Source organism: Nitratireductor sp. GCM10026969 (genome assembly GCF_042660605.1).
In the GTDB taxonomy this organism is placed as follows: domain Bacteria; phylum Pseudomonadota; class Alphaproteobacteria; order Rhizobiales; family Rhizobiaceae; genus Chelativorans.
The window spans coordinates 1-26,843 of sequence record NZ_JBHSUM010000053.1 but is presented as its reverse complement, the minus strand read 5'-3'; the positions used below and the strand labels follow the sequence as shown (position 1 = coordinate 26,843).

At 65.5% G+C, this 26,843-nt stretch carries 31 protein-coding genes; 13 read left to right on the top strand and 18 right to left on the bottom strand.

The window, feature by feature from the left end; genetic code table 11:
- Positions 1-426: NrsF family protein (locus ACFP9U_RS12800; protein ID WP_378621915.1), on the bottom strand; the 426-nt coding region annotated here is incomplete at its 3' end.
- 11 nt (positions 427-437) lie between these two features.
- Positions 438-974 carry a sigma-70 family RNA polymerase sigma factor gene (locus ACFP9U_RS12795; protein WP_378621912.1) on the bottom strand — a complete coding sequence of 179 codons (537 nt, stop codon included), beginning with the start codon at positions 972-974 and terminating at the stop codon, positions 438-440.
- 190 nt (positions 975-1,164) lie between these two features.
- On the opposite strand from ACFP9U_RS12795, the gene ACFP9U_RS12790 reads away from it, so the two are divergent.
- The 4 genes from ACFP9U_RS12790 to ACFP9U_RS12775 all read left to right on the top strand — a co-directional run bounded on the left by ACFP9U_RS12790 (position 1,165) and on the right by ACFP9U_RS12775 (position 3,805).
- Positions 1,165-1,488 carry a DUF2282 domain-containing protein gene (locus tag ACFP9U_RS12790; protein ID WP_378621910.1) on the top strand — a complete coding sequence of 108 codons (324 nt, stop codon included), beginning with the start codon at positions 1,165-1,167 and terminating at the stop codon, positions 1,486-1,488.
- Positions 1,489-1,601: 113 nt separating this feature from the next.
- A complete protein-coding gene (locus tag ACFP9U_RS12785) occupies positions 1,602-2,519 on the top strand; it encodes a DUF692 domain-containing protein (RefSeq protein WP_378621919.1) in 918 nt (305 codons plus the stop codon).
- Entirely contained in the window at positions 2,509-3,312 is an 804-nt protein-coding gene (locus tag ACFP9U_RS12780) for a DNA-binding domain-containing protein (RefSeq protein WP_378621908.1), read from the top strand. Before ACFP9U_RS12785 ends, ACFP9U_RS12780 begins: the two co-directional genes overlap by 11 nt.
- A complete protein-coding gene (locus ACFP9U_RS12775; RefSeq protein ID WP_378621907.1) occupies positions 3,299-3,805 on the top strand; it encodes a DoxX family protein in 507 nt (168 codons plus the stop codon). The genes ACFP9U_RS12780 and ACFP9U_RS12775 overlap by 14 nt, the downstream gene beginning before the upstream one ends.
- Before the next feature lie 144 nt (positions 3,806-3,949).
- Here ACFP9U_RS12775 and ACFP9U_RS12770 read toward each other — a convergent pair whose 3' ends face one another.
- From ACFP9U_RS12770 to ACFP9U_RS12755, 4 genes are all read right to left on the bottom strand, one after another.
- Complete coding sequence (locus ACFP9U_RS12770) at positions 3,950-4,159, bottom strand: cold-shock protein (protein ID WP_322449675.1); 210 nt, start codon at positions 4,157-4,159, stop codon at positions 3,950-3,952.
- Positions 4,160-4,394: 235 nt separating this feature from the next.
- Positions 4,395-4,934, bottom strand: coding sequence for a CAP domain-containing protein (locus tag ACFP9U_RS12765; protein ID WP_378621905.1), 540 nt, complete (start codon positions 4,932-4,934; stop codon positions 4,395-4,397).
- 70 nt (positions 4,935-5,004) lie between these two features.
- Entirely contained in the window at positions 5,005-5,334 is a 330-nt protein-coding gene (locus tag ACFP9U_RS12760; RefSeq protein ID WP_378621903.1) for a hypothetical protein, read from the bottom strand.
- A gap of 17 nt (positions 5,335-5,351) precedes the next feature.
- Positions 5,352-8,024: a PQQ-binding-like beta-propeller repeat protein gene (locus ACFP9U_RS12755; protein WP_378621902.1), complete on the bottom strand. Its 2,673-nt coding sequence runs from the start codon at positions 8,022-8,024 to the stop codon at positions 5,352-5,354.
- 222 nt (positions 8,025-8,246) lie between these two features.
- Between ACFP9U_RS12755 and ACFP9U_RS12750 the strand changes: the two genes are divergently transcribed.
- The 6 genes from ACFP9U_RS12750 to ACFP9U_RS12725 all read left to right on the top strand — a co-directional run bounded on the left by ACFP9U_RS12750 (position 8,247) and on the right by ACFP9U_RS12725 (position 12,543).
- Positions 8,247-8,684, top strand: a complete 438-nt coding sequence (locus tag ACFP9U_RS12750) for a DUF2267 domain-containing protein (protein WP_378621900.1) — start codon at positions 8,247-8,249, stop codon at positions 8,682-8,684.
- A gap of 22 nt (positions 8,685-8,706) precedes the next feature.
- Positions 8,707-10,050 (top strand): erythromycin esterase family protein, encoded by a 1,344-nt coding sequence (locus tag ACFP9U_RS12745; RefSeq protein WP_378621899.1) that lies wholly within the window; start codon positions 8,707-8,709, stop codon positions 10,048-10,050.
- A 2-nt stretch (positions 10,051-10,052) separates the two neighbouring features.
- Positions 10,053-10,724, top strand: a complete 672-nt coding sequence (locus tag ACFP9U_RS12740; protein WP_378621897.1) for a dienelactone hydrolase family protein — start codon at positions 10,053-10,055, stop codon at positions 10,722-10,724.
- Positions 10,725-10,729: 5 nt separating this feature from the next.
- Positions 10,730-11,404, top strand: coding sequence for a phosphoribosyltransferase (locus ACFP9U_RS12735; protein ID WP_378621896.1), 675 nt, complete (start codon positions 10,730-10,732; stop codon positions 11,402-11,404).
- Between the two features lie 32 nt (positions 11,405-11,436).
- Positions 11,437-11,901, top strand: a complete 465-nt coding sequence (locus tag ACFP9U_RS12730; protein WP_378621894.1) for a YbhB/YbcL family Raf kinase inhibitor-like protein — start codon at positions 11,437-11,439, stop codon at positions 11,899-11,901.
- A gap of 189 nt (positions 11,902-12,090) precedes the next feature.
- On the top strand, positions 12,091-12,543 hold the full coding sequence (locus tag ACFP9U_RS12725) for a DoxX family protein (protein ID WP_378621892.1): 453 nt from the start codon (positions 12,091-12,093) through the stop codon (positions 12,541-12,543).
- Positions 12,544-12,606: 63 nt separating this feature from the next.
- Here the strand turns inward: ACFP9U_RS12725 and ACFP9U_RS12720 are convergent, their stop codons facing one another.
- From ACFP9U_RS12720 to ACFP9U_RS12675, 10 genes are all read right to left on the bottom strand, one after another.
- Positions 12,607-13,878, bottom strand: coding sequence for an L-fuconate dehydratase (locus tag ACFP9U_RS12720; protein WP_378621890.1), 1,272 nt, complete (start codon positions 13,876-13,878; stop codon positions 12,607-12,609).
- Between the two features lie 21 nt (positions 13,879-13,899).
- Positions 13,900-14,625: an SDR family oxidoreductase gene (locus tag ACFP9U_RS12715; RefSeq protein WP_378621888.1), complete on the bottom strand. Its 726-nt coding sequence runs from the start codon at positions 14,623-14,625 to the stop codon at positions 13,900-13,902.
- Positions 14,626-14,640: 15 nt separating this feature from the next.
- Entirely contained in the window at positions 14,641-15,093 is a 453-nt protein-coding gene (locus ACFP9U_RS12710) for a MaoC/PaaZ C-terminal domain-containing protein (protein WP_378621887.1), read from the bottom strand.
- Between the two features lie 5 nt (positions 15,094-15,098).
- Positions 15,099-16,166, bottom strand: a complete 1,068-nt coding sequence (locus ACFP9U_RS12705) for a Gfo/Idh/MocA family protein (RefSeq protein ID WP_378621885.1) — start codon at positions 16,164-16,166, stop codon at positions 15,099-15,101.
- 270 nt (positions 16,167-16,436) lie between these two features.
- Entirely contained in the window at positions 16,437-16,766 is a 330-nt protein-coding gene (locus ACFP9U_RS12700) for an L-rhamnose mutarotase (protein WP_378621883.1), read from the bottom strand.
- Between the two features lie 9 nt (positions 16,767-16,775).
- Entirely contained in the window at positions 16,776-17,888 is a 1,113-nt protein-coding gene (locus ACFP9U_RS12695) for a mandelate racemase/muconate lactonizing enzyme family protein (RefSeq protein WP_378621882.1), read from the bottom strand.
- A 2-nt stretch (positions 17,889-17,890) separates the two neighbouring features.
- Positions 17,891-18,988 (bottom strand): ABC transporter ATP-binding protein, encoded by a 1,098-nt coding sequence (locus ACFP9U_RS12690; protein ID WP_378621880.1) that lies wholly within the window; start codon positions 18,986-18,988, stop codon positions 17,891-17,893.
- Positions 18,989-18,991: 3 nt separating this feature from the next.
- Positions 18,992-19,858 (bottom strand): carbohydrate ABC transporter permease, encoded by an 867-nt coding sequence (locus ACFP9U_RS12685; protein ID WP_378621878.1) that lies wholly within the window; start codon positions 19,856-19,858, stop codon positions 18,992-18,994.
- A gap of 1 nt (position 19,859) precedes the next feature.
- Complete coding sequence (locus tag ACFP9U_RS12680; protein WP_378621877.1) at positions 19,860-20,828, bottom strand: carbohydrate ABC transporter permease; 969 nt, start codon at positions 20,826-20,828, stop codon at positions 19,860-19,862.
- Positions 20,829-20,891: 63 nt separating this feature from the next.
- Positions 20,892-22,211 (bottom strand): ABC transporter substrate-binding protein, encoded by a 1,320-nt coding sequence (locus ACFP9U_RS12675; RefSeq protein ID WP_378621874.1) that lies wholly within the window; start codon positions 22,209-22,211, stop codon positions 20,892-20,894.
- 176 nt (positions 22,212-22,387) lie between these two features.
- Here ACFP9U_RS12675 and ACFP9U_RS12670 point away from each other — a divergent pair, with 176 nt between their 5' ends.
- The 3 genes from ACFP9U_RS12670 to ACFP9U_RS12660 all read left to right on the top strand — a co-directional run bounded on the left by ACFP9U_RS12670 (position 22,388) and on the right by ACFP9U_RS12660 (position 25,066).
- Entirely contained in the window at positions 22,388-23,170 is a 783-nt protein-coding gene (locus ACFP9U_RS12670; RefSeq protein WP_378621872.1) for an IclR family transcriptional regulator, read from the top strand.
- Between the two features lie 135 nt (positions 23,171-23,305).
- The gene (locus ACFP9U_RS12665) at positions 23,306-24,142 is read left to right on the top strand and encodes an amidohydrolase family protein (RefSeq protein ID WP_378621871.1); all 837 of its coding nucleotides are present in this window, start codon (positions 23,306-23,308) and stop codon (positions 24,140-24,142) included.
- A 30-nt stretch (positions 24,143-24,172) separates the two neighbouring features.
- Complete coding sequence (locus ACFP9U_RS12660; RefSeq protein WP_378621869.1) at positions 24,173-25,066, top strand: phosphotransferase family protein; 894 nt, start codon at positions 24,173-24,175, stop codon at positions 25,064-25,066.
- Here the strand turns inward: ACFP9U_RS12660 and ACFP9U_RS12655 are convergent.
- Positions 25,058-26,185 carry an ABC transporter substrate-binding protein gene (locus ACFP9U_RS12655; RefSeq protein ID WP_378621917.1) on the bottom strand — a complete coding sequence of 376 codons (1,128 nt, stop codon included), beginning with the start codon at positions 26,183-26,185 and terminating at the stop codon, positions 25,058-25,060. The genes ACFP9U_RS12660 and ACFP9U_RS12655 overlap by 9 nt on opposite strands.
- A 20-nt stretch (positions 26,186-26,205) precedes the next feature.
- On the bottom strand, positions 26,206-26,843 hold a 638-nt coding region (locus tag ACFP9U_RS12650; protein WP_378621867.1), incomplete at its 5' end, for a CoA transferase.

Below are 26,843 nucleotides of genomic sequence, written 5' to 3'. Positions count from 1 at the left end.
GAAGAGCACCAGCGGGCCGATGCCGATCAGCGGAATATAGGCAAGGCAGACGAGGGCGTTCGTGCCCACCGCGGCGCTCGCCCAGGTCGCCGGCGGCAGGACGAGGAGCTCGAACATGACGGCGGCGGCGAGAAGCGCGGGTGCGGTCGCTGTGTAGGCGAGGGCGTGGCGCCGGTCGCTCGGCCGGGAAAGCGCCCTTACGACGGCGAATGCGCTCGCCGCCAGCGTGAGGGTGACGGCAAACTTGAAGAGGAAGCGCCCGCTGCGGGCAGCTTCTTCGATGTCGGGACGCGGGCCGATGGTGGCGAAGAAGACGATCGCGGCCACGACGGTGGCGGCGGCAAGGGCGCCCCACCAGAAAGCGGCAAGTGGCGCCGGGCGGTGCTTGTCCGCCACCAGGGCGCCTATGAGTTCGTTCGTATCCATACCGGTACCCACTAGCTCCGTCCAAAACGCCTGGCGATCGCGGCGAGCCCCCGATGCAGCGCCACGCGCACCGCCGTCTCGCTCATGCCAAGGCTCTTCGCCGTCTCGCTGATCGAATGACCGTCAACGGAGATGGCGCCGACGACGGAGCGCTGCCCCGGCGCCAGCGCCTTGAGCGCGCGGTCGATCTCCCAGTCGTGCGCCCTCTCGGGATCCGGCGTGGCGACCGCTTCGGCCACATTGTCGATGTCAATCTCAATCCGGCGCCCGCGGCGGCGGAAGGCGTCGATGAGCTTGTAGCGCGCGATCGCGTAAAGCCAAGGCGCTACGGGCGAGTCCTGGCGCCAGGTATGCCGTTTCATGTGAATTGCAAGCAGCGTTTCCTGCACGATGTCCTCTGGGTCGATGCCGCCCTGTGCCGCCATTTTCCGGGCGAAACCGCGAATGAGCCCGGCCGCGCGCCGGAGAAAGTCGTCATAGGCCCTTTCATCGCCGGCAAGGGCGGCGCGCATCAGCCGGACAAGTTCGTCGTCCTCCCTCCGGTCCAAACCTGCCCTCCTTCCCATTACGTCTAGGCGCTGTCCTTTGTTACCTCGGCGATGAAATCCCGCTCAAAACATTCAATTGACAATCACGACATCGTGTACCCGGAAAAGACGTAACACACGGGGTCTGCGGATCGAAGTCACCGATGTGCGTCCGATCAATGGCGCGCGACAAGCAACCGGAGAATGGAACATGTCTGTGAAATCGACCGTGAGTTCAGCCCTCCTGGCGGGTGCGATGACGACGGCGCTGGCCTCGATGGCCGCCGCCGAGCCGCTGACCGAAGCCGAAGCCGAAGCGGCAATGGCCGCCGGGAAGGAGAAGTGCTACGGCGTTGCCCCGGCGGGGCAGAACGACTGCGCCGCCGGCCCGGGCACGACCTGCCAGGGCACCTCGACCGTCGATTTCCAGGGGAACGCCTGGAAATTCGTGCGCGGCGGCACCTGTGAATCCATCGAAGTGCCGGACGGCCGCATGGGTTCGCTCGAGCCCCTCGATCGCGACATCCCGTCCTGAGGTCCGGAAGCGCCCGTCCCGGCCATTCGGGACGGGCGCTCCTCGACTTCGCGTTGCGCATTGCTTCCCGCTTACCGCCAGCGTCTCCCCGTCGGCTGGAGAGCATCATGAACATGTCTGTCGCCTTCCCACATCCGAACACTCCGGGAGCTTCCCGTTTCCCGGATCATCCCGTCGCCGGCCTTGCCGGCACCAGCTTCAAGCACGAGCACCTGCACTCGATCCTCGAGGAAGGCCGGGTCGACGGTTTCTTCGAGGTGCATGCGGAGAACTACATGGGCGCGGGTGGCCCGCCGCATGCCGCGCTCACGCGCATTCGCGAGCAGCACCCGGTTTCGCTGCACGGGGTGTGCATGTCCATCGGCGGCCCGCAGCCGCTCGACCGGTCGCATCTCGCCCGCTTCAAGGAACTGGTGGAGCGCTACGAGCCGGCCCTGGTCTCCGAGCATCTGGCCTGGTCGACGCACACGACCACCTTTTACAACGATCTCCTGCCTCTGCCCTACACCGACGCCACGCTCCAGCGTGTGGCCGAGCACATCGACGAAGTGCAGGAGGCGATCGGCCGGCCGATTCTGCTCGAAAACCCGTCGACCTATGTGCTCTTTGCCGAATCCACCATGAGCGAGACGGACTTCATCCGCACACTCGTGCGGCGCACCGGCTGCGGTCTCCTGCTGGACGTCAACAACGTCTTCGTCTCGGCCGTCAATCACGGCTACTCGGCGCTCGGCTATCTCGCCGATTTCCCGCTGGAGCACGTGGGCGAGATCCATCTGGCCGGCCATGCCGAGCAAGAGGACGACGAGGGGGAGCTGCTTTTGATCGACAGTCACGACGGGCCGGTGGCGGACGCGGTGTGGAAGCTTTACGAGATCGTCATCGGCCGCCGCGGGCCGGTCCCGACGCTCGTCGAATGGGACAGCGCTATCCCCAAATGGCCGGTCCTGAAAGCGGAAGCCGCCGCCGCCCAGGCCATCCTGGATGCGCACGCGCATCTTTCTTTGGATGGAAAAGCCCATGCCGGCTGAAATTCCCTTCGGCAGCCGTCTGGGCTTTGCTTCCGCCTTCGCCGCGGGCCTGCTCGATCCGCGGCAGGCCGCGCCCGCCGCCGTGCGCGGGCCGAACGGCAAGGCTGCTCGAAAGCGCTACGCCGTCTATCGCAACAACGTCACGGTCAGCCTAATCGAGGCGCTCGCCGCCACTTTTCCCGCCACCCGGCGCATCACGGGCGATGAGTTCTTCCGTGCCATGGCGCGCTTCCATGTGCGAAAGACGCCGCCTTCCTCACCGCTGCTGTTCGAATATGGCCGCGACTTTCCCGATTTTATCGCGGCTTATGAATATGCGTGGCCGATGCCCTGGCTTGCCGATGTGGCACGTATCGAGCGGGCGTGGCTGGACGCCTACCACGCCGCCGACGCTGCGCCTCTGACGCCGGAGGCGCTTGCCGCAATCCCGCCAGAGAGGCTGGCCGGAACCACGTTCACGCCGCATCCGGCGACGAGGCTGGTGCGCTCTTCCTACCCCGCCGTCACCATCTTTGCCGCCAACCGGGCGGACCGGCCGGTGGAGCGGATCGAAGGGGACACGCCGGAAGATGCGCTTGTCTCGCGCCCCCGTCTCGAGGTCTGCGTGCGCCGCCTGCCGCCCGGCGGCGCGGCATTCATCGCGCACCTCATCGCCGGTGAAGCGCTGGGCAGCGCCGCCGAAGCCGCCTTCGCCGAGAGCGCCGCCTTCGACCTTTCCGCAAACATCGCCGGCATGCTGGAGGCGGGCGCCTTCACCGCCGTTGACTGGGAGAACGACCATGATGGAGAGTGATGTGGCGTCCAAGGAAAACGACGCGCCGCGCGGTATCGCAACACTGGCGGCACGGGTCGATGCGGCGCTGCGCACGATCGCTGCGCCCTCGGTGACGCAACTGGTGCTGCGCCTGGGACTCGCCGTTCCCTTCTGGCGCTCGGGCGTCAACAAGTGGGACGGCTTTTTGCAGCTGAACGAGACGGCCGTGTTCCTCTTCCAGGAGGAATTCAAGCTGCACCTGCCGGGCGGGCCCTACGATTTCCCCGCGCCTGCCCTGACCGCATTCGCCGTGGGCTCGGCGGAGATCATGCTGCCCGTCCTGCTCGTCCTGGGCCTGGCGACGCGGCTCGCCGCCTTCGCCATTCTGATCATGACCATCGTCATTCAGTTCACTGTTCCCGACGGCTGGCCGGTGCACATCACCTGGGCCGCAATGGCGCTTGGCATCATCGCATGGGGAGCAGGACGTGCCTCCCTCGATCACGGGATCACAACGGGTTTCAGAAAATAGCCGGGGGGCGGCGATAAGGGGGCGTTGCCGTTCGCCGACAGGATCACCGTCCCGAAAATGAAAAAAGGCCGGGCATGCCCGACCTTTCCCCAACATCTCTACACCAGTGCCAGTACATCCGTGGTCACCGGCGGAGATGGATCGTTAGGCAGCGCGGAGGTTTTCCGCCGACGTCCTGCCGCTGCGGCTATCCTCCGAAACTTCGTAGGAGACCTTCTGGCCTTCCACGAGGCTGCCGAGGCCGGACCGCTCGACGGCGGAGATATGGACGAAAACGTCCTTTCCGCCGTTATCGGGCTGGATGAAGCCGAAGCCTTTGGTTCCGTTGAACCACTTAACAGTTCCAGTGCTCATGACGATTCCTTTCAATCGGTCGATGGTTATCCCTGCCCGGCCACACGCCGGACCGGCTGGATCGATTTTCGGAAGGAAATTCGTCGAGAAACGCTGAGAGCGCCGGGACAAAGGTCGCTTAGAAAGATCGATGCGCTATAAATGGGGCTTTTGCCGCATGAGTCAATGCCCGCCCGGCGCCGGATCGCTGATTTTCGCGCGGCAGCCGGTCTTCCAACGCAGATCCCGACAGCTTCTATCGCTGAGCGGACCCGGGCACCAACGGCATGAGCGCGCCGATGTCGCCCGCGTATCCCTCGCGCTCCCTGACGAAGGTCTGGACGGCATAGAGGTGCCCTTCCGCCGCCGCCATGCCGAAGCCGAAGCGGTCGACCCGCGGGTCGAGAATGTTGCGCCGATGGCCGGGACTTTGCATCCAGTCCACATGGAAGGCGCGGAGCTGGCCGGCCGGCAGGGCGCAGGAAATGCAGCTGCTGATGTTCTCGGCGATGATGGCCCAGTCGCCGCCGCCCGCCGCGCGGTAGCGATCGGCGATGTCGCGTCCCTCCGGTGAGCGGTGGGCGTAGAAGTCGCGCCGTGCCATGTCTTCCGCGTGGGCCTCGGCGGCGGCATTCAAGGTCGCCGACATCTCAAGCGGGGGCAGGCCCTCTGTACGGCGCGAGTCGTTGACGAGCGCCAGCGCGGTGCGGCGCAGTCCCGCGATATCGGGGACGGGGTCCAGAGGGCGGTCCGGCCGCGTTGCGCAACCCGCGCAAAGAACGGCCAGAAAGAGCACCGCTGCCCGCCAAGTCGCGTTTCGCCGCCGTCCGATCATGGCGGCCAATTAGCATGTCACGCACGCGCGTCTATTGCTTTTTCGGCTTTTCCACGCCGCGCTGTTCGCCGGTCCTTTCCGTCTGCCGGGCGAGCGCATCGGCCTGCGCCTCGGTGCCGTAGGGCGAGGCCTGGCCGGCGCCGACATCGCCGGCATCGGCCACGCGTTCGCCGCCCGTGGCCACCTCCGCGCTTCGGTCCCGGGCGGGCGTGGACTCCGCGTCCTTCCAGACTTCCTCCGGGTCTTTGAGATCCTCGGCGTCAGGCCGCGCCTTCATCCGCTCGTGCTCGCGCTCGGCGCGCGTTGTCTCCGTGAGCTTGGTCTCGGCCTTCACATGTCGTTTCGGGCGGTCCTTGCCCATTTTCCGGCCTCCTTTCGTCATTGCTGCGGCAGCGCGTAAGCGATGATGGAATCGCCCGCCTGCGTTCCCGTCGAGCCGTGACCGCCGGCCACCACGACGAGGTATTGGCGTCCGTCCGCGCCCATATAGGTCGACGGCGTGGCCTGGCCGCCGGCCGGCAGCCTCTCGCGCCAGATTTCTTCGCCCGTCTGGAGGTCGTAGGCGCGCACGTAGTAGTCCAGCGTGCCGCTCAGGAAGGCCACCCCGCCGGCCGTCACGATCGGCCCGCCGATCCCCGGCACGCCCATCTCGAAGGGTAGGGGAAGGGGCGAGAGGTCGCGCACCGTGCCGTTGACCCGTTTGTAGACGGTCTCACCGCTGCGCAGGTCCACGCCGGCGATGTAGCCCCAGGGCGGCTGCTGGCAGGGCAGGTTCAGCGGCGAATAGAACGGGCCCATTTCGGCGGCGTAGGGCGCGCCGAAATTCTCGTTGAAGACCGGATCCCCCTCCTGGGTGACGACGCGGGTCGCCTCGTCCGGGCGCGGGACGAGCTTCACCTCGAACGCCAGGTAGACCGGCATCCCGAACATCAGGTCGCGGCTCGGATCGACGGCCACCGCGCCCCAGTTGAAGGTGCCGAAATTGCCGGGGTAGACGATGGTGCCACCGGTCGAGGGCGGAGTGTAGATGCCCTCGTACTCGAGCTGGTGAAAGCGGATGCGGCAGTAAAGCTGGTCCACCACAGTTGCGCCCCACATATCCGACCCGTTGAGTGGCTCCGGCCTGAAGGAGACGGCCGAACTGGGCTGCGTCGGGGCGGTGAAGTCGCCTTCCACCGCGCCCTGCGGTGCGGGTTCCTCCTCGACCGGCAGGACCGGCTCGCCGGTCTCCCGGTTGAGCACGAAGATGTCGCCCTGCTTTGTGGGCTGGACGAGTGCCGGCACCTCCTCGCCGTCGATCGTCAGGTCGACAAGACTCGGCTGGGCCGGCACGTCATAATCCCAGATATCGTGATGGACTGTCTGGAACACCCAGGCGACCTCGCCGGTCGAGGTGTCCAGTGCCAGCACCGAGGCGGAAAAGCGCTCCGTGTTCTCGCCGCGATTGCCGCCGAACTGGTCGGGCGACTCGTTGCCCATCGGCACATAGACGAGCCCCAGCTCCGGATCGTAGCTCGCCACGCTCCAGTAGTTCGGGGCATTCTGCGTGTAGGTCTCGCCCGCAGGGATCGGCTCCGTCGCCTCGGGGTTCTTGCTGTCGAAATTCCACACCAGCGCGCCGGTATAGGCGTCATAGGCGCGGATCACGCCCGAGGGCGAGGTGACGGAGGCATTGTCGTTCACCGCTCCGCCGATGATGACGAGGTTGTCCTCGGTGACCACCGGCGGCGAGGTGGAATAGAACGAGCCCGGGGTGACGTTGGGCATGTTGGCCCACAGATTCACCGTGCCGTCGGCGCCGCCGAAACCGGGGCAGATCTCGCCCGTCTCGGCACTGATCGAGATCAGCCGGCCGTCGGAGGTCGGCACGAAGAGCCGGTTCATGCATTCCTCGCTCAAGGTGACGCTTTCGGGCGGTTCTTCGCGTTCGATGCGTGGATTCGGCGTGTCGGGCTCGGCCTGCCCGGTGACGATGTTCTGCGGTACACCGGCAGCTTGCGTGGTCACCTCGGTGACGCTTTCGTCGACCACCGGTTCCTCGCCTGGTTCGGGTGCGGCGTCGGCCTCTTCCGTCGCCGGCACAGTGGCATCCTCACCCTCGGCGGTCGCAGCCGGAGCCTCGGCCTCTTCAGGTGCGGTTTCTTCGCCGGGCGCCGCCGTTTCGGCCTCCTCTTCGGCGGTGGGCGCCTGCGCGGTATCCGCCGTCGGCGGCGAGGCCGGAAGGTCCTCGGGCGAGGCGGTGTGGAAGGAGACGCCGCGGCAGGTCATGTGCTGGGTGGTCTGCGTCGGCGGCTGCCGCAGCTCCGGATCGAAACGCCAGATCTCCTCTCCGCTGACGGGGTCGAGCGCGATGACGGTACTGAAGGGCGTACAGATATACATCACGTCGTTGACCACCAGCGGCGTCACCTCATAGGTGGTCTCGCCGGGGTCGTCCTCGCCGCGCACCTGACCCGTCTGATAGGTCCAGGCCACGTCGAGCCCGTCGGCGTTCTCGGGCGTGATCTGGTCGAGCGGCGAATAGCGCTGGCCATAGGGCGTCCGCCCATAGGCGGCCCATTCGCCGGGTGGCACGTCGCCGGCCTGCGGCTCCGCGGCCATGCGATCATCATCGAACGCACCGGCAATGTTGTGCGGCGTCTGAAACATGGCATAGACGCCGACGATCGCGGTGATGACGATGGAGATCGCCAGCACGACGCTGCTGCCGCCGTAGCTGGCGCGCGGCATGCCGGGCCGGTGCATCGCCCGCACCATCGGCGGCAGAAGAAGCAGCACCCCGATCACCAGGATCAGGCTGCCGCGCGGCGCGAGCGCCCACCAGTCGAACCCGACTTCCCAAAGGGCCCATACGAGCGTGACGAGGATGGTGATGCCATAGAGCGTCAGCCCCATGCCATTGCGCATCAGAAGCAGTGCCCCGGAAAGGGCAAGCAGAACGCCCAGAAGAATATAGAACCACGTGCCGCCCACGGCTGCGAGCCACGCCCCGCCCGCCGCGAGCACTACACCCAGCAAAATGACGATGGTGGAGAGAATGATGCGATACACTTTGCGACCCCTATATACCGGCGGCTTGCACGCGCCGCTTTCAATGGGGCTGAAACTACTCAATCGCGATTACGTTCCTGCAGGTTGTGTGTTGCTCGCAATGGTCGCGGCGCCGACCCTTTTTTACCCGATCGCGTAGAACATTCGGCCCCTCGCTGCGTTTGAAAGACCGAACCGGTGAAACCGGCGCATCTGTCAGCAATCGCAGGAAAGGGCTGAACGATGACCGCCACAGGGCTCGACGTTTTCGACAAGACCACCCAGACGACGAACATCTGGCTGAACGAGATCATGGCCGATCTCGGCAATGACCGGCAGGTCGCCTGGCACGTTCTGGGGGCTGTGCTGCACGCCTTGCGTGACAGGCTGCCCATGGAGCTTTCGACGCATTTGGGCGCCGAGCTGCCGCTCTTGATCCGCGGTCTTTACTACGACCAGTACCAACCCGCGCAGCAGCCCGAGGTCACCCGCTCCCTCGAGGCGTTTCTGGAACGGGTCCAGGAAGGGCTGAAGAACATCCGCCCGGTCGACTCCGTGGATGCCACACGGTCGGTGTTCCGCGTGGTCGCACATCGCATCGATCTCGGCCAGTCGGCCAAGGTGCGCGAGGCGCTGCCAAAGGACGTGCAGGCGCTCTGGCCGGAGAGCGTCGGCGTGTGAACCAACGGACAGGAGAGGTAGAATGGTTGATGCCCCGCTGATAGAGCGTGACCGGGCACGCCATGCCGACGAGGCGGCAAGCTGGGTGCGCGACCGCTGCGAGCAGCTTCCGCCGCCGGAAAAGCCCGAGCTCTTCGGCGCGTTTTTCGATCGCTTCGCCGATGCGCGCGTGGTGCTCCTGGGTGAGGCCACCCACGGCACGTCCGAGTTCTACCGCGCCCGCGCGGCCATCACGCGCCATCTGATAGAGCATCACGGGTTCAATATCGTGGCGGCCGAGGCGGACTGGCCGGATGCATCACGCGTTGACCATTACGTGCGCCATCGTCCGGCGGGCCGCTATGACGAAGAGGTTTTCGCCCGCTTTCCCACCTGGATGTGGCGCAACCGGGAGTTTGCCGATTTCGTCGACTGGCTGCGCGCCCGCAATGAAAGCGTCCCGGCCGGCAAGCGCGCCGCTTTCCACGGTCTGGACGTCTATTCGCTGAACAGTTCGATCAATGCGGTGATTGATTATCTGGAGCGGATCGACCCGGAGGCGGCCAAGGAGGCGCGCCGCCGCTATGGCTGCCTGACGCCCTGGCAGGACGAGCCGGCCTTTTATGGTCGCGCCATGCTGCGCGGCGGACGCGACACGTGCGAGGACGAGGTCGCCGCCCAGCTTTCAGCACTTCTGGAAAAGCGCCTGGACTATATGGCCGCCGACGGCGAGGATTATTTCGACGCCGCGCAGAACGCGCGCGTGGTGCGGGCGGCCGAGCATTACTACCGTATCATGTATCGCGGCTCGACGGAGTCGTGGAACCTGCGCGACCGGCATATGTTCGACACGCTTCAGCAGCTCCTTGCCGCGCGCGGGCCGGATGCCAAGGCCGTGGTGTGGGCGCACAACTCGCATATCGGTAATGCCGCCGCGACGGCCATGGGCTGGCAGGGCGAGTTCAACATCGGCGAACTGTGCCGCACCGCCTATGGCGATGGTGCCGCCCTGATCGGCTTCGGCACCGACCGGGGAACGGTCGCCGCCGCCGACGAGTGGGGCGGACCCATGCGCGTCAAATCCGTCAATCCCTCGCGCGAGGATTCCTATGAGCGCGTCTTCCGGCAATCGGGCATCGCCACCTCGCTGACCGACCTGCGCGGACCCGGAAACCGCGAGGTGCGGGAGATTCTGAGCCCGCCCCGGCTCGAACGGGCGATCGGCGTGATCTATAGGCCGGAAAGTGAGTTTTACAGCCACTATTTCGAGGCTGTGCTGCCGGAGCAGTTCGATGCCTTCGTCTGGTTCGACGAAACCGCCGCGGTGACGCCGCTGCCGACGGAGCGGCCGCACGGCGTGCCGGAGACCTATCCCTTCGGAGTGTGAGTGTGACGGCGCCCGATCTCCATACACGCGATGTGCGACAGGTGCGGATCGAGCCCGAGGGGCTCGACGGTCTCATCGGCATACCGGAGGGGGCGGAAGGGATCGTCATCTTCGCCCATGGCAGCGGCAGCGGCCGGCTGAGCCCGCGCAACAACCACGTGGCCCTTGCGCTCAGGCAGGCGGGTCTGGCGACCTTCCTGCTCGACCTCCTGACGCGCGAGGAGGAGGCAGACCGGCACAACGTCTTCGACATACCCCTTCTGGCAAGACGCCTCGAAAGGGCAACGGAGTGGGTGGCGGGCTTCGCCGATACGGCACGGCTCACGCCCGGCTATTTCGGGGCCAGCACCGGTGCCGGGGCGGCGCTGATGGCGGCGGCCGGGCCGCAGTCACCGGTGGGCGCCGTGGTCTCACGCGGTGGCCGGCCGGATCTCGCACTTCCCGACCTGCCGCGCGTGCGTGCGCCGACGCTGCTCATCGTCGGCAGCCTCGATCACCCGGTGATCGAGATGAATCGCAACGCCTGCGATGCGCTGACTTCGGAGAAACGGCTCGTCGTCGTCGAAGGGGCAAGCCATCTGTTCGAGGAACCGGGAAAGCTGGACGAGGTGGTCCGCCATGCAACCGACTGGTTCCTGACGCATTTGTCCGATGCGGCGGGCCAGACAAGGTGACTGCCATGTTCGGCACGAAAACGGAGTTCAAGGATCGCCCGGATGCAGGGCGGCAACTGTCGGAGGCGCTCGAGCACATCAAGGAGGAGTCTCCGGTCGTGCTCGCCCTGCCGCGCGGCGGCGTACCGGTCGCCTTCGAGGTGGCCAAGGCGTTTTCCGCCCCGCTCGATCTGCTGATGGTGCGCAAGCTCGGCGCGCCCGGTCACCCCGAATTCGGCATCGGCGCGGTGGTCGACGGGAAGGATCCGAAGCTCATCCTCAACGACGAGGCCATGCGGATCGTCAACCCGCCACGCGACTATGTGGAAGCGGAAATGGAGCGCCAGTTGGCGGAGATCGAGCGGCGGCGCGAAGCCTATTTCGCCGGCCGCCAGCCCACACCGCTCGTCGGCCGCACGGTGATCGTCGTCGACGACGGGATCGCCACCGGCGGCACCGTGCGCGTGGCGCTGCAGGCGGTGCGCCAGGCGAAGGCGAAGCGGCTGGTGCTCGCCGTGCCGGTCGCCCCGCGCGATACGCTCGACTCGATGAAGCCGGATGCCGACGAGGTGGTCTGCCTCAGCGCGCCGCTGAACTTCCGCGCCGTCGGCCTGCATTATGCGAATTTCGATCAGACGAGCGACGCGGAGGTGGTCCAGCTTCTCGACGCGGCGCGCGAATGGTCGCCCGCGCCACAGTGATTCCCGACAACGTCCAGAAAGGAGATGGAGCGATGCCGTTGACCCTGGTCAGCCCGGCTTTCGCCGACGGCGAACGATTGCCTGAAAAGTACACGCGTGACGGCGAGAACCTCTCGCCTCCGCTCAAATGGACCGGCGTGCCGGAAGGCACGAAAAGCGTCGTCCTCATCATCGAGGATCCGGACGCGCCGAGCGGGACCTTCCACCACTGGGGCCTGTTCAACATCCCCGCCGACTGGGATACGCTGGCCGAGAGCGTGGAGACCGGCCCGGACAAGGCGCGGCTGCGCGTTTCCGGCAACGATTTCGGCAACACGCATTATGACGGGCCCGAACCGCCGAGGGGCCACGGGCCGCACCGCTATTTCTTCCGCCTCGCCGCCCTCGACGTACCGTCGATCGAGCTGCCCTCGGAAGCCGGCATCGCGGCCCTGTGGAAGGAGGCAGGCAAGCACAAGCTCGAAGAGGCGACGCTTCTGGGGACCTACGAGCGGTGACGTAAGCCGGCGCGACGATCCTGGAAGCCGAAGCGTGCGCGGCTTGCGTTTTGCTCGCCGGGGTCGCGCTTTGTCGAGCTTCCAGCGCCCGCGGACTTCAAATCCTTTTTACTTGACGCTGAAACTGAACTTATGCCGTTTGCGGTAGAACAATTTATGCGCATCCATTTTCAGGAGGGAACGATCAGCATGAGCAACACCACCGATACTGCCGGGCGCCGCCTTTTCGTGCCGGCGCTCGAACGCGTTTACGGGCCCGCGCGTGAGGGTGCCGAGACGGTCCTGCGCGTCGTCGCCGGCCTTGCGCTGGTCACGCACGGCTACGGCAAGATCCTCGATCCGTTCGGCGCGGCGGGCATGGTGGAAGGAATCGGCTTCTACCCGGGCGCGTTCTGGTCGCTTCTTCTTTCCTTGACCGAATTCTTCGGCGGCATTTTCATCGCCATCGGCTTCCTGACGCGCCCCGCCGCGTTTGCGGCGATGTTCGTGCTTCTCGTCACCGTCTGGTTCCACTGGATCGTCATGGAGCAGGGCTACCAGGGCGCGGAGAAGTCCATCCTCTGGGCGACGATGTTTTTCTACTTCGTCATCCGCGGCGGCAACCGCCACTCGGTCGACGCGCGGATCGGACGGGAGTTCTGAGGGGGCGCGAGGGGCGCTTTACGCGCTCCCCATCCCACAACTACGTCTCGTTCCGCCGGATCGTCACCGCCCGTAAGCCTTGATCGAATCCGGTTTCATCCGGATCGAGAAGCCTGGCGCTGTCGGCGGCATGTAAGCGGCGTTTTCGATCAGGCAGGGCTCGAGGAAGTGCTCGTGCAGGTGGTCGACATATTCGATCACCCGCCCGTCCTTGGTGCCGGACACGGCCACATAGTCGATCATCGACAGGTGCTGGACGTATTCGCAAAGGCCCACGCCGCCGGCGTGCGGCCAGACGGGCAGGCCGTATTTGGCCGCCATGAGGAGCACCGCCAGCACCTCGTTCAAGCCGCCCATGCGGCAGGCGTCGATCTGCACCACGTCGATGGCGCCGCCGGCGATCAACTGCTTGAAGAGTATGCGGTTCTGGCACATCTCGCCGGTGGCGACCTTCACCGGCGCCACCGCCTCGCGGATCTTCCTGTGACCGGCCACGTCGTCCGGGCTCGTCGGCTCTTCGATGAAATAAGGCTTGGCGAAGGCGAGCTTCCTCACCCAGTCGATCGCCTCATCGACCTCCCACACCTGGTTGGCATCGATCATGAGATAGCGGTCCGGCCCCAGCACCTCGCGGGCGATCTTCAGACGCCGGATATCGTCCTGAAGGTCGCGGCCGACCTTCAGCTTCACATGGTCGAAACCAGCCTCGACCGCCTCCCGGCAGAGACGTGCGAGCTTTTCATCGGAATAGCCGAGCCAGCCGGCTGAGGTCGTGTAACAGGGATAACCCTCGCGCGTAAGCGTAGCGATGCGTTCGGCCTTGCCATTCTCGGCGCGCTTCAGGATGTCGAGCGCTTCCTCGGGCGTGATGGCGTTGGTGAGGTAGCGGAAGTCGACGATGCGCAGGATCTCTTCCGGAGACATCTCCGCCACCAGCCGCCACACGGGCTTGCCCTCGGCCTTCGCCCAGAGGTCCCAGACTGCGTTGACGACCGCGCCTGTGGCCAGGTGCATGGCGCCCTTGTCGGGCCCGATCCAGCGCAGCTGGCTGTCGCCCGTCACGTGCCGCCAGAAGCGCGCCGGGTCCTCGCGGATCCAGTCGAGCTCCAGCCCCACCACGAGATGGCGCATCGCCTCGATGGCGTGGCAGCAGATGTCGTTGCCGCGGCCGATGGTGAAGGTAAGCCCGTGCCCCTCGAGCCCCGGCGTGTCCGTCTCCAGTACCACATAGGCGGCGGAATAGTCCGGATCCGGATTCATCGCGTCCGAACCGTCGAGCGACCGGGAGGTTGGAAAGCGCAGGTCGTGGGTGCGCAGGTCGGTGATGCGGGTCAAGGTACGCCTCTTCCTGCGAGATCAGATCGTCCAGCCGCCGTCGATGGCATAGGCCTGGCCGGTGGTGTAGGTGGCGGCGGCCAGATGAACCGCGAGATCGGCGATCTCCTCGGCCGTGCCGAGCCGGCCCATGGGCTGGCGGGCGATAAAGGCCTTGCGGGCGCCCTCGTAGTCGCCCGTCTCCTTCAGCCGCTCCTGCAGCGAGGGGCTGCCCACCGTGCCCGGGCAGATGGCGTTGCAGCGGATTCCTTGAGCAACAAAGTCGGCGGCGACCGCCTTCGTTAGCCCGATGACGGCGGCTTTCGTCGTGCCGTAGGCAAAGCGGTTGGGCACGCCCTTCATGCTGGAGGCGACCGAGGACATGTTGACGATGGCGCCGCCGCCGCGCTCGATCATGCCCGGCAGCACGGCACGGATAGTGCGCACCATCGCCTTGACGTTGAGGTCGAAGGCAAACTCCAGGTCCTCGTCCTTCATCTCGAGGATATTGCCGGAATGGACGACCCCGGCGCAGTTGAACAGCACGTCGATCGCGCCGATCTCGGCCACGAGCGCCTTCACTGCCTGATCGTCCAGAACGTCGAGCTTGCGCGTGAGGATGCCGGCCTCGAATTCCTTGAGCAGCGCCTCGTTGACGTCCGTGGCAACGACCTTCGCGCCGGCGCGGGCGAAGGCGACGGCGCTCGCGCGGCCGATGCCTTGCGCCGCGGCTGTTATCAGTACTGTCTTTCCGTCCAACTGGCTCATCTCAAGTCCTTATGATTAGGCGGCCTTCGCGCGCCGCTCCACCACATAGATGTGATCGGCGGCGAGCACGACCTCGTCGCGTTGGTTCAAGACCTCGCACCGCTCGACGACCCGGCCGGCGTTGGGACGCTTCGGGTCGTCCTCCTTGGCGGTGATTGTCGTGCGGGTGCGGATCGTATCACCGATGAAGACCGGCTTCACGAAGCGCAGCCTGTCATAGCCGTAGGAGAAGGCGACCGGGTTGATGACGTTGGCCGTGAGCCCCACCCCGATGGCAAAGACCATGGTGCCGTGGGCGATGCGCTGGCCGAAGGGCGACGACTTCATGAATTCCGCGTCCATGTGGTGCGGAAAGAAATCGCCGGTGTGGCCGGCATGCACGACGAAATCGGTCTCGGTGATGGTCCGACCGGTTGTGGTGCGGGTGGAACCGATTGCGTAGTCCTCGAAATAGGTGGTCTGCTCCATGGTCCTCACGGTCTCTTTGCAAGGGGCGTGGCGGGTGCCGCGCTCGACTGGTAGGCGGCCTCCACCAGCGCCATGGTGTTCCAGGCGTCCTCGACGGAACTGACAAGCGTGTCGTCCTCGCCCGAGACGAAACGCTGGAGATTGGCCATGCGGCCGGCGAAGGCATCGGGAAACCACGTACCGGCAAGCGGCACGTTCACCCAGCCCTCGCCGCCCTTCGGGAAGATCTCCAGGACGTCCGGCTCGCCGCGCGGGTAGTCGAGATTGACGCCGAGCTTCAGATAGGCCGCGCCTTGCGTGCCGCAGATGCGGAATTCGCAGGCCTGGTGTTTGCGCCCGAAATCATGGTCGTGGTTGACGGAAAGCGCACAGCGTATGGTCTCCCCGTAGTCGAGAATGGCGCTGGTGCGCGTCTGGGCGACATCGTGACCGGGATGGCCGATCGTCTTGGCATGAACGCCTTTCGGGTCGCCCAGGAGCTGACGGACGAAATCGAGATAGTGGATCGAATGCATGGCAATCTCGATGCGCGGCAGGCCCTTCAGGAAGGGCCAGAGCTGCCATGGCGTGGCGAGCGCCAGCCAGGCATCGAAATCCACCACCTCGCCGAGCCAGCCCTTTGCGATCGCATCCTTCAGCGCCAGCATCATGGGCGCGAAGCGGAGCTGAAAGTTGACTGCCGCCTTGAGGTTCTTTTCCCGGCAAAGGGTCAGGATCTCCGTCGCCTCTTCCAGATTGCTCCCCATGGGCTTCTGGATGAGCGCGGCCGCACCGTCGGGGAGGGCTGAAAGCACCTCCGCGTGCCGGGCGGGCGGCGTGGCGAGATCAAAGACCGCGCCCTCTACCGCGACAGCTTCCGCGACGGAGGTGAACGCCTTTACACCCCATTCCCCGGCAAGCTTCTTGGCCTTGGCGCGGTCGGGGTCATAAAGCCCGGCAACGGGGAAGCCCGCCTTTCGATAGGCGGGGAAATGCGCATCACCGACGATCGAGCCGGCACCGAAGGTGACGATGGGCCGAGGGTTGGCGGGCTTCGGCCAGGACTGGGCGAGGGTGGTGGGATCGAAGGTCATTCCTGCCCCGTCTTGAGAGGCTGGCCCCCTCTCTTGCGATTTCTAACACTTAGCCTGCGCTTCGCTCCGGCTAAGATGTTGAAATCGCTTTCTCCCCCGCCAAGGGGGAGATAGGCGCGCCGCATACTCCGCTCAACTATTCTCTGAACTTGGAGATTGGTGGCAGCGGTGACGGCGGCGTTGTCTCCCCCTTGGCGGGGGAGAAAGCAAATTCCTGAGCTTGGCGAAGCCAAGTTCTTGGAATTTGCAAGAGAGGGGGTCTCCGGCTTCTCAATCATGATGAAACACGTTCTCCATCATGGCCCACCATTCGCCTTCCTTTCGCGTCTCCAGCGGCTCCTGGAGCGGCATGCAGACGGACCACCATTCCTGCGTCTTGGGATCTGCCGCCATCTTGGCGGCATCGGCCGCGAAATCGTCTCCGTGATACTCCCAGTAGGCGAAGAGCAGGTTCTCCGGCTCCTTGAGGAAGATCGTGTAGTTCCTGATGTTGCAGGCCGAGATCATCGAAAGCACCTCCGGCCAGACGGTCTCGTGCAGGCGCTTGTATTCCTCCACCTTGCCCGGCTTCAGGCCGAGAACCATTCCCATGCGCTGCATCGTCTCCTCCTATGCCGTTATCTCGGTGGTGAACGCGGGCAGGCTCTTCGCCCTCACCGCATCCCAGTCCCAATCGATGCCGATGCCCGGCATATCCGGGGCGAAGGCCTCTCCGTCCTCCACCTTCATGCCGCTCGCCGTCAACTCGTCGAGCTGTGGGATGTACTCGACATATTTGCCGTTCTGCACCGCGCAGACGAGGCTGACATGCAGTTCCATCAGGAAGTGCGGACAGACGGGAATATCGAAGGCCTCCGCCGCATGCGCCACCTTCAGCCAGGGCGTGATGCCGCCGATGCGGCCGACATCGACCTGCACGACCGAGCAGGCACCCTTCTGCATATATTCGCGGAAATGTCGGATCGAATAAAGCGACTCTCCGATGGCAATCGGCGTCGACGTGGAGCGCGACAGGCGCACATGGCCGTCGATGTCGTCGGCCGGAAGCGGCTCCTCGAACCAGGCGATGTCGAGCGGACGCAAGCGCTCGGCCCGGCGGATCGCCTCGTCCAGCGTGAAGCCCTGGTTGCAGTCCGTCATGATCTCGTAGGTCTCGCCCACCGCCTTGCGGACCGCTTCCAGGCGGCGGAAATCCTCCGCCCCGTGCGGCTTGCCGATCTTCACCTTCGAGCCGCGGAAGCCCTGCGCCTGCGCGGCAAGCGCGTCGTCGACCAGCGCTTGCGTCTCGATGTGCAGCCAGCCGCCCTCGGTGGTGTAGAGCGGGCAACGGTCCTTCGCACCGCCGGCGAGCTTCCAGAGCGGCAGGCCGCACTTCTTGGCACGCAAATCCCATAGCGCGGTGTCGACGGCGGCGAGTGCGATCGCCGTAATGGCGCCCACCGTGGTCGCGTGGGTCGAGAACTCCAGATCGTGCCAGATCGCCTCGACCTCGTCCGCATCGCGGCCGATGAGCCGCGGCGCCAGGTGGTCGGCCAGAAGCCGCGTGACGGAGGAGCCGCCGGTGCCGATCGTATAGCTGTAGCCGGTGCCCGACGCGCCATCCGAATCCGTGATGGTGACGATCGGCGTTTCTTGGGAGACGAAGTTCTGGATGGCGTCGGTGCGCTTGACCTTGGGCTGAAGGTCCACCATGCGCATCTCGACCTTTTCGATGCGTGCCATTGTCAGGTCCTCAAGCTCTTGCCCGTTTCGGCGTCGAAGAGGTGCGCCTGCGACAGGTCGAAGGACAGGTCCACCTTTTCGCCCGGCCTCAGCGCCTTCGGGTTGAGCATGCGCGAGATCCATTCGCGCGCGCCGAACTCGGCGAAGACGAGCGTCTCGTTGCCGAGCGGCTCCGTCAGCGAAATTGGGCGCTCCATCGTATGCACGTCCGTATCTTCGCCCGAATGGATGCCGTGACCGGCGGGGTAGAGATCGTCGGGCCTGAGCCCGAACACCACCTTCCGGCCCGCCGTTACCTGTTCGCGGAATCGGCGGGGCAGGGGGAGCGTATCGCCATTGACGAAGGCGAGCTTGCCGTCGTCCACCACCGCCTCCTGCAGGTTCATGGGCGGCGAGCCGATGAAGCCGGCCACGAAATGGGTGGCCGGCCGGCGGAAGACTTCCTCCGGCGTGCCCACCTGCTCGATATAGCCGTCGCGCATGATGACGATACGGTCGGCGAGCGTCATCGCCTCCACCTGGTCGTGGGTGACGTAGACGACGGTGGAGTTGACCTTCGCGTGCAGCTTCTTGATCTCGATGCGCATCTGCGTGCGGAGCTTGGCGTCGAGGTTGGACAGCGGCTCGTCGAAGAGGAAGACCTCCGGGTTGCGCACGATGGCGCGGCCCATGGCGACGCGCTGACGCTGCCCGCCTGAAAGCTGGGAGGGGCGCCGCTCCAGCAGTTCCTCGAGGCTGAGTGTCCTGGCGGCCTCGGCCACGCGCGCCGCGATTTCGTCCTTTGATCTGCCGGCGATCTTCAGCGAAAAGCCCATGTTCTCCGCGACGGTCATGTGCGGGTAGAGCGCGTAGGACTGGAAGACCATGGAGATGTTGCGCGATCGCGGCGGCAGGTCGTTGACCACGCGGCCGCCGATGCGGATCTCGCCACCGGAAATGTCCTCCAGACCGGCGATCATCCTGAGCGTCGTGGACTTGCCGCAGCCCGAAGGACCCACGAGGGCGATGAATTCGCGGTCGGCGACGTCGAGGTCGATGCCGTGAACGACCGGCACGGGGCCGTAACGTTTCACGAGACCTTTGAGGGAGACGGTGGCCATGGCCTATCCTTTCACCGCGCCGGAGGTGAGGCCGGAGACGAGATGTTTCTGGACGATGAAGGTGAGGGTGAGGGCGGGGATGATCATCACCACGGCAAGCGCGCACATGCCGCGCCAGTCGATGGTGAACTCCGCCGTGTAGTCGAGGAGCCCGACAGGCAGCGTCTTCGAGTTCGTGGAGCGCGTGAGCTGCGAGGCCAGCGCGAACTCGTTCCAGGAGATCAGAAAGGCGAAGATGCCGGCAGACGCGATGCCCGGGCGGGCGAGCGGAAACTCCACCTGCCAGAACGCCTGCCAGCGCGTGCAGCCGTCGATCTGTGCCGCTTCGGCCAGATCCTTCGGCACCTGACGGAAGAAGCCGTCGATCAGCCAGATCGTGAAGGGCACGTTGAGCGCCACATAAGCAAGGATCAGCCCGAAATGCGTGTCGATGATGCCGAGCTTGGCATAGACGTAGAAGAGCGGCAGCGACAGGGCGATGCCCGGCACGGTGCGCGTCAGCATGAAGCCCAGGAAGATGGAGGACTTGAAGCGGAAGCGGTAGCGCGCGAAGGCGTAGCCGCCGGCCATGCCGACGGCGAGCGCGATGACCGTCGAGGTGACGGAAATGATGAGCGAGTTGGTGAAATAGTCGATGACGGGAATGCCGCCGCTGCCGACGCCGGAAAACATGGCGACATAGGCCTCGAAGGACAATTCGCGCGGGATCCAGACCGGCGGCTTGGCCATGATCTCGACCGTCGGCCTGAGCGAGGAAAGCACGATCCAGAAGCCCGGCAGGCAGATGACGGCCATGGCCAGGAACAGGCCGACGAGATGGCTCGCCTTGGCGAAGCCGCGCTTCAGGCGGTGTGCGGCGTTTGCGTCCATCCTACCACTCCGCTCCCACTTGGGCACGCGCCTTGGCGAGCTGCCGGAAGAAGATGGCCGTGAAGACGATCGACAGCAAAATGGCGACATAGGCCATGGCGTTTGCAAGGCCCATGCGGGCGTCGGAATAGCCGGTGCGCGCGATCAGCGTCCACAGGATCTCGGTGCGTCCCGCCGGCCCGCCGTCGGTCATGATCTTCACGATGTCGTAGGCGCGCGCGATGTCGAGCGAGCGGATCGTCATGGCGATGAAGGCGAACGGCATGAGATAGGGCCAGGTGACATAGCGGAAGGTCTGCCAGGGCGTGCAGCCGTCCACCCTAGCGGCTTCCACCGGCTCGCGCGGCATGGCCATCAGGCCGGCGAGGATGAAGATCGCGAAGACGGCCGTTGACGACCACACCTCCGCCGTCAGGATGGCGATGAAGGCGAGCGTGCCGTCGATCAGCCAGGGGATCGCCTGGTCGGTGAGGCCGAGTGATTGCAGTGCGTTATTGATCAGCCCGACATTGTCGTTGAACATGAACTTGAACTGGAAGCCGACCAGCACCGGCGAGAACATCATCGGAAACATCATGATGGTGCGAAGTATGCGCTGGCCGCGGGTGGCCTTCTCCACCAGGAGGGCAAGGCCGAGGCCCAGCACCATCTCGAGATTGAGCGCGAAGGTGAGCAGAAGCACCGTGCGCCCGAAGGCGACCCAAAAGTCCCAGTCGGTGAAAAGCCGCTCGTAATTGCGCAGGCCGATGAAGGTCCAGATGGAATCGGGACGGGTGAGCCGGAACGGCGTGAAGCTCGACCACAGCGACAGGAGAAGCGGGACGACGACGACCGCCGCCAGCACGATGAAGGCGGGGAGCAGCAGGAGGAGGGGGGCGGGCAGGCGCCAGCGCCAACCGAACCGCCTGCCTTCGCCCAAGGGGGGCGTGGAGGAACGCCGTGCCTCTATGGTTGTCGCGCCGAATTTCATTTCGCTCATCTGCAAAAGGCAAGGGCGCGGCGCATGAGGCGCCGCGCCCCCTGGGAGGATACCTCAGAGCTCGCCCAGATCCTCGAGGATCATGGTCGCTTCCCCGGCGGCGTCGTCGAGCGCCTGCTGCGGGGTCTTGTCGCCGAGGATGGCGGCCTGGAGCTCGGGGTAGACGGCGTTGGAGATCTCGATCCAGGCGGCCGTCTGCGGCACCGGGAAGGCGTGCTCGGCCGCCTTCTGGAACGCTGCCAGCACCTCCTGGCGGTAGGGATCGTCCTTGGCCTCTGCAATCACCCAGTCCCACACGGCAGTGCGGGTGGGCAGCGGACCGGCCGAGGCTTCGAGCTTCTGGCTGTCCTCGTTGGTCAGCCACCAGACCAGCGAGGCGGCGGCTTCCTTGTCGGCGCAGTTCTCGGTGACCGAGAAACCGTGATGGCCGGACCAGCCGGTGCGCTTTCCGGAAGAGCCCTTCGGCTGCACCTTCACGCCGACATTGCCGGCGACCTTGGAGGATTCGGGATCATTGAAGAAGCCCGCCCAGCCCGGCCAGTCGAGATTGATGGCGACGGTGCCGGAGGCGAAGCCCTGGCCGAGATCGTCCCACAGATAGTTGGTGGTGCCCGCCGGCACGGCCTTGGCCTCGTAGAGATCGACGAACCAGTTGAGCGCCCGCACGCCGGCCTCGGAGTTGAAGGCGGGACGGCCCTCTGCGTCCAGATATTCGCCGCCTTCCGCCACCAGCATCTCGTAGAAACGGCCGTTGATGGCCTCTTCCTTGCCGGCGAATTGGGTGCCGTAGAAATCCGGCGGATCGGCGAAGAACTTCGCCTGGTCGGCGACCTCTTCCCAGGTGTCGGGCGGCGCCAGTTCGTAGCCGTACTCCTCTTCGAAAGCGGCCTTCTTCTCTTCGTCCTCGTAAAGGCTCTTCTGGTAATAGAGCGCGGAGACGTCGAACTGCGCGCGCGGCAGCATGACGAGCTTGCCGTCGAGCGTGGAGGCTTTGATGTTGGCCGGCACGAAGGCGTCGATCTCTTCCTGCGGCAGGAGTGCCGAGAGATCCGTGTAGATGTCGGGATATTGCGGAGCGAAGGAGGAGTGGTTGGAACCCACGCACCAGCTGATGGTGCCGGTGGCGATGTCCGACTTGATCTCCTTGTCGAGCTCGAAATGGTTCTTCTTCGAGACGACGTTGACAGTGGCGCCCGTCGCCTCTTCCCATTCGGCGATGCGGGCATAGAGCACCTCGTACTGCTGGCCGCCGATCAGCTTGGCGTCGATGGTGACGCCCTCGAAGCTTCCCGGCAGTTCCTGCGCGGCGGCGGGCACTGCCGCAATCATCAGGGCGAGAACGCCGATCGAGGCGCCGTGGAACGACTTTTTCATGATGACCTCCCAAGGCAAGCGCCCGCGGCAAAGGCGCCCGGGCTCCATTTGTTGCTCTCATTGGTGAGAGCTTAATTCATATACAAACATCTGCTATGGTGGGCGTCAAGCGCAAACCGCAATTGCACCCCGCCTTCGGTTGCGTATATGAAGAACGGGCTTTATCGGAGAGGGCCGTGAAAGAGGAAGAGAACGAGCGCTACCGCGCGCCTGCCCTGGACAAGGGTCTTGATATCCTGGAGCTTTTGGCGGGCGTCGACGGCGGCATGACGCAGGCGGAGATCGCCAAGCACCTCGGGCGCAGCCCGAACGAGTTCTACCGCATGCTCGACCGGCTGGTGCGCCGCGGCTACGTCACGCGGATCGACGGCGACCGTTTCTCGCTTACCCTGAAGCTGTTCGGCCTTGCGCAGCTCCACGCGCCGGTGCGGCGGCTGGTCTCCTACGCCACGCCGCTGATGCGCGAACTTGCCGAGGAGTCGCGCCAGGCGAATCAGCTCGTCGTCTTCGACCGCGGCTCGGCTGTCGTCATCGCCCAGCAGGAGGCGCCCGGCTACTGGGGCATCTCCATCCGCGTCGGCTCCCATATCGGCCTGTTCGACACGGGGTCCGGCCATGTGCTGCTCGCCTTCCGCTCGCCGGAAGAGCGCGAGATGATGATCGCCGAGAACGCCCGCAGCAACGAGAAGCCGGCGCTTTCGCCGGAGTTCTTCGACCGGCTCGACCAGATCCGCGACCGCGGCTACGAGATGATGCCGAGTGCCCAGACGGCCGGCGTCTTCAACCTGTCCGCCCCGGTTCTCGGGCCGGACGGCAAGGCCATCGCCGCACTCACCGTGCCCTACATTGCGCTCGTCAACACCCAGGGCGCGCCGGACATCTCCGGCACCATGCAACTCGTGCTCAAGACCACCGAACGGCTTTCACAACTTGCCGGCGCCGGGGTAGGCGGGGCTTAGTGTGCTCGGTTCGACAGGACAAGCCGGCGCACTCTGTACCCCCTGTTCTGCCGGACAGACGGCTATAAAGCGCCCCGATTGTGCGGGAACGGCTCTATCTTGAGGAAATAGCTACACCTCAGAGGAGGAGGACCAATGTTCATCGACACGCATCTGCACGTCATCGACCGCACGGAGCTCAGCTACCCCTGGCTTTCCGGCACGCCGGCGCTCGACCGGGATTTTTCCTACGGGGCCTATGCGCGAGAAGCCCGGCGGGTGGGCATAGAGAACACCCTGCACATGGAGGTCGACGTCGCCGAGAGCGACATCGAGGCCGAGATCGACTATGTGGGCAAACTGAAGGAGCGCCCGGACAGCCTGCTCGTCGGCGCAATCGCCGCCTGCCGCCCGGAGAACGCGGATTTTGCCGCGTTTTTGGAGCGACAGCAGGAAAACCCGCTGGTGAAGGGTTTCCGCCGTGTGCTGCATGTCGTGCCGGACGACGTGTCCGAGGGGGCGCTTTTCCGCGAGAACATCGGCCGGCTTTCGGACACCCGCTTTACCTTCGATCTCTGCGTCCTGCCGCGGCAATTGCCCAAGGCGATGGCGCTTGCCGACCTTGCGCCGGACGTACAGTTCATCCTCGACCATTGCGGCGTGCCGGACATCAAGGGCGATGCGGCCGAGCCGTGGCGCGCCCACATGGCCGAGATCGCCCGCCGGCCCAACGTGGCGGCCAAGATTTCCGGCGTGGTCGCCTATGCCGACCCGGAAAGCTGGACGGTGGAGATCCTGCGCTCCTGGGTCGAGCACACGGTCGACTGCTTCGGCTTCGACCGCGTGGTCTGGGGCAGCGACTGGCCGGTCTGCACGCTGGGCGGCGGTCTCTCCACCTGGGCGGCCGCCACGCAGGTGCTTTTCGCAGGCGCAAGCGAGGAGGAAAGGGCGAAGCTCTTCCGGCAGAACGCGCGGCGGATCTGGGGGCTTTGACATCGTTGCGCACGCGTATGGACGCGAGCTATGGCCGAGGCTGAACTGGAATCACTGAAGAGACTGATCCTCGACAGCTTTCCCGAGCTGTCGGGCGCCAGCTTTACCCTTTTGTCCAAGGGTTGGGATTCGACAGGGGTGGATGTCGACAACCGCTGGATATTCAAGTTTCCGCGTCATACGGAGGCTGAAAGGGCACTCGTAAGGGAGGCGAGACTGCTCGCGATCATCCGCCCGGCAGTGTCGGTACCGGTTCCCGAGATAGCCGTGCAATCGGGCCCGCCACTCTTCTCGCGGCACGAGAAGCTGCAGGGCGATCACCTGGTAACGGCCGACTATGACGGGCTGGAGGAGCGGGATCGGCAACGCCTTGCGTCGCGGGTCGCGCTCTTCTACGCCGAACTGCATGCATTGGATCGGGACGAGCTGGCCGCGGCGGGCGCGGAACCGATCGAACCCTGGCTCGCTCCGGAGAAAATCCGGGCAAAGGCGATTCCCGTTCTTCCGTCCGAATTGCGCAGCTTTGCGGAGCAGACGCTTGCCCGGTTTGAAGAAATGGGCGCCGATCCCTGCGGCAGCACCTATGGCTTCTTCGACGGCCATGGCTGGAACATGGCCTTCGACCACGAAACATCCACCCTCAACGGCATTTACGATTTCGGCGACTCAGGTTTCGGCGATCTCCATCAGGAGTTCATCTACACCAATTTCATCTCCCGTGATCTGACGGCGCGGGTCGTCTCCGAATACGAGAAGCTGACCGGGCAGCCTCTCGACCGTCGCCGCATCGATGTTCTGACCGGAATCCACCGCCTTTCCGAATTGGCGGAACTCTCCGACGACCCGCGGCATGTTGGCGACATGATCGAGAGCGTCGCCCGTTGGGCATCCACGCCGGGCTGCCACGAGGGTAACTCATCCTGACGGTCGGCGTGACCTTGCAAACAGCCGGTTGAGGTCGGCTACGACAGCGCGGCCATCGTGCTTTTCCAGCAAGCCGCGGTTCACCCGCTCCGAGGCCTTCTCCTGAAAGGCCATGTAGCCATCGTGTCTCGGGCGCAGCCAGGCGCCTTCAAGCGTTCTCCGGGTGGCGCGGTAGAAGTCGCCCGTCGCGGCGTTGACGGCGTCGTCCTCCCAGGCCTCGGCGTGGCCGGGCTGGCCGCCGGCCTCAGCGAAGGGACCGCGCTGGACCGGGCCGCTCGCCACCCAGTAGGCGAAGTCGATCGCCGCTTCCCGCGCCGCCGAAAAGGCCGAGACCGCAATGCCCGTACCGCCGAGGGCGGAGCCCACGGGACCGCCGTCGCCCATCGTCGGGATGTCGGCAAAGGACAGGCGGTGCGGTCGGAAACCTTCGACCGCGTAGCTGACGTAGCCATAGATGAGCGGCGCGCAGGCGATGCGGGCGCCTTCTTCCGCCATCGCCTCCGAAACGGCGATGGGGTCCATGTCCATGCAGGCGGGATCCACCAGATCCGCGAGCTCGCGCATGATCTCGAAGACGGTGGCGCCCGCCTCCTCATCGATCAGCGCGCCCTCTTCGCCGGACGTTTCCGCGCAAGGATGGCCGAGATGCGCGGCGAGGGTGAAAAAGCACATGAGCGAGTGCGGCGGACGCAGCGGCACGAGCACGCGCCTCTCGCGGGCGAGCGCCTGCACCTCCGTCCACACCGTGGGCGCGCGTTCCAGAAGGTCGGGCCGCCAAGCCTGCACCTGGGCCGCCGCGTCGATCGGAAAAGCCCACTGGTGCCCCTGCCATTCGTAGCTCGGATAGGATCTCCCGATACTGCCTTTTGCCAGCGCAGCGCGGTCCGCCTCGCGCCCCGGCACGTCGAGCGGCGCAAGGCACCCTTCGGCCGTGATCTGGCCGACATGCGGGTGGTCGATGACGATCAGGTCGTAGCGGCGGGCAAGCTCTTCGACGGGAAAGGATTCGAAGTCCTGCAGCGAGCGCGCGTCCCAGGCGATCTCGACACCGGTCTTTTCCCGCCAAAGCCGCGCGCAGGCGACCATCGGGTCGTAGCCGCGCGGATGGTTCCAGGTCATGCCTCTCAGTTTGACGGTGCTCACAGGCCGAACTCCCGACGGATCTTTTCGCTATGCTCGCCAACGCGCGGGGCGGCGCGGTCGACCTTGGCCCGCTGTCCACCGAGGCGGATGGGCGAGGCGGTGGTGGTGATCGACACGCCGTCCTCGCGGCGGACGGTCTGCAGCATGTCCAGATGCTTGAAGCCTTCGTGATCCATGAGGTCGTTCCAGTCCAGGACCCTCGAGCACCAGATGTCCGCCGGCTCGAGGATGGCGAGCCACTCCGCGACCGTCTTCTCCGCCGCCCGCTCGGCGATGATGGCCTTGATTTCGTCGCGCTTGGAAAACCAGCTCGCCGGATCGTCGCGATAGGGCGCGAGCGCGGGTATCTCCATCAGATCGGCGAGCTTGGGGATCGGCGTCATGGCGATGGCGATGAAGCCGTCGCTTGCAGGATAGACGCCGTAGGGTGCGGCGAGATAAGCGTGCGCGCTGCGCACCGCCGAGCGCCTGGGCTGGCGGCGGCCGTCGTTGAGGAAGGTGGTCAGGACCTCGAATTGCAGGTCCACCAGCACCTCCAGAAGGCTGGTCTGCACGTGCCCGCCCTTGCCGGTGATGCCGCGGCGCACGAGGCGGGCGAGAATGCCCTGCGCGGCCGCCGCGCCGGCCATCGTGC

Excerpts from the sequence above, each read along its gene's own strand:
- ACFP9U_RS12705 (WP_378621885.1), bottom strand. The coding sequence starts at position 16,166 with ATGACCTTCGATCCCACCACCCTCGCCCAGTCCTGGCCGAAGCCCGCC.
- ACFP9U_RS12660 (WP_378621869.1), top strand. The coding sequence starts at position 24,173 with ATGGCCGAGGCTGAACTGGAATCACTGAAGAGACTGATCCTCGACAGC.
- ACFP9U_RS12680 (WP_378621877.1), bottom strand. The coding sequence starts at position 20,828 with ATGAAATTCGGCGCGACAACCATAGAGGCACGGCGTTCCTCCACGCCC.
- ACFP9U_RS12700 (WP_378621883.1), bottom strand. The coding sequence starts at position 16,766 with ATGCAGCGCATGGGAATGGTTCTCGGCCTGAAGCCGGGCAAGGTGGAG.
- ACFP9U_RS12735 (WP_378621896.1), top strand. The coding sequence starts at position 10,730 with ATGTTCGGCACGAAAACGGAGTTCAAGGATCGCCCGGATGCAGGGCGG.
- ACFP9U_RS12730 (WP_378621894.1), top strand. The coding sequence starts at position 11,437 with ATGCCGTTGACCCTGGTCAGCCCGGCTTTCGCCGACGGCGAACGATTG.
- ACFP9U_RS12750 (WP_378621900.1), top strand. The coding sequence starts at position 8,247 with ATGACCGCCACAGGGCTCGACGTTTTCGACAAGACCACCCAGACGACG.
- ACFP9U_RS12775 (WP_378621907.1), top strand. The coding sequence starts at position 3,299 with ATGATGGAGAGTGATGTGGCGTCCAAGGAAAACGACGCGCCGCGCGGT.
- ACFP9U_RS12725 (WP_378621892.1), top strand. The coding sequence starts at position 12,091 with ATGAGCAACACCACCGATACTGCCGGGCGCCGCCTTTTCGTGCCGGCG.
- ACFP9U_RS12760 (WP_378621903.1), bottom strand. The coding sequence starts at position 5,334 with ATGGGCAAGGACCGCCCGAAACGACATGTGAAGGCCGAGACCAAGCTC.
- ACFP9U_RS12665 (WP_378621871.1), top strand. The coding sequence starts at position 23,306 with ATGTTCATCGACACGCATCTGCACGTCATCGACCGCACGGAGCTCAGC.
- ACFP9U_RS12715 (WP_378621888.1), bottom strand. The coding sequence starts at position 14,625 with ATGAGCCAGTTGGACGGAAAGACAGTACTGATAACAGCCGCGGCGCAA.
- ACFP9U_RS12790 (WP_378621910.1), top strand. The coding sequence starts at position 1,165 with ATGTCTGTGAAATCGACCGTGAGTTCAGCCCTCCTGGCGGGTGCGATG.
- ACFP9U_RS12690 (WP_378621880.1), bottom strand. The coding sequence starts at position 18,988 with ATGGCCACCGTCTCCCTCAAAGGTCTCGTGAAACGTTACGGCCCCGTG.
- ACFP9U_RS12675 (WP_378621874.1), bottom strand. The coding sequence starts at position 22,211 with ATGAAAAAGTCGTTCCACGGCGCCTCGATCGGCGTTCTCGCCCTGATG.
- ACFP9U_RS12745 (WP_378621899.1), top strand. The coding sequence starts at position 8,707 with ATGGTTGATGCCCCGCTGATAGAGCGTGACCGGGCACGCCATGCCGAC.
- ACFP9U_RS12655 (WP_378621917.1), bottom strand. The coding sequence starts at position 26,185 with ATGACCTGGAACCATCCGCGCGGCTACGACCCGATGGTCGCCTGCGCG.
- ACFP9U_RS12780 (WP_378621908.1), top strand. The coding sequence starts at position 2,509 with ATGCCGGCTGAAATTCCCTTCGGCAGCCGTCTGGGCTTTGCTTCCGCC.
- ACFP9U_RS12770 (WP_322449675.1), bottom strand. The coding sequence starts at position 4,159 with ATGAGCACTGGAACTGTTAAGTGGTTCAACGGAACCAAAGGCTTCGGC.
- ACFP9U_RS12695 (WP_378621882.1), bottom strand. The coding sequence starts at position 17,888 with ATGGCACGCATCGAAAAGGTCGAGATGCGCATGGTGGACCTTCAGCCC.
- ACFP9U_RS12685 (WP_378621878.1), bottom strand. The coding sequence starts at position 19,858 with ATGGACGCAAACGCCGCACACCGCCTGAAGCGCGGCTTCGCCAAGGCG.
- ACFP9U_RS12710 (WP_378621887.1), bottom strand. The coding sequence starts at position 15,093 with ATGGAGCAGACCACCTATTTCGAGGACTACGCAATCGGTTCCACCCGC.
- ACFP9U_RS12785 (WP_378621919.1), top strand. The coding sequence starts at position 1,602 with ATGTCTGTCGCCTTCCCACATCCGAACACTCCGGGAGCTTCCCGTTTC.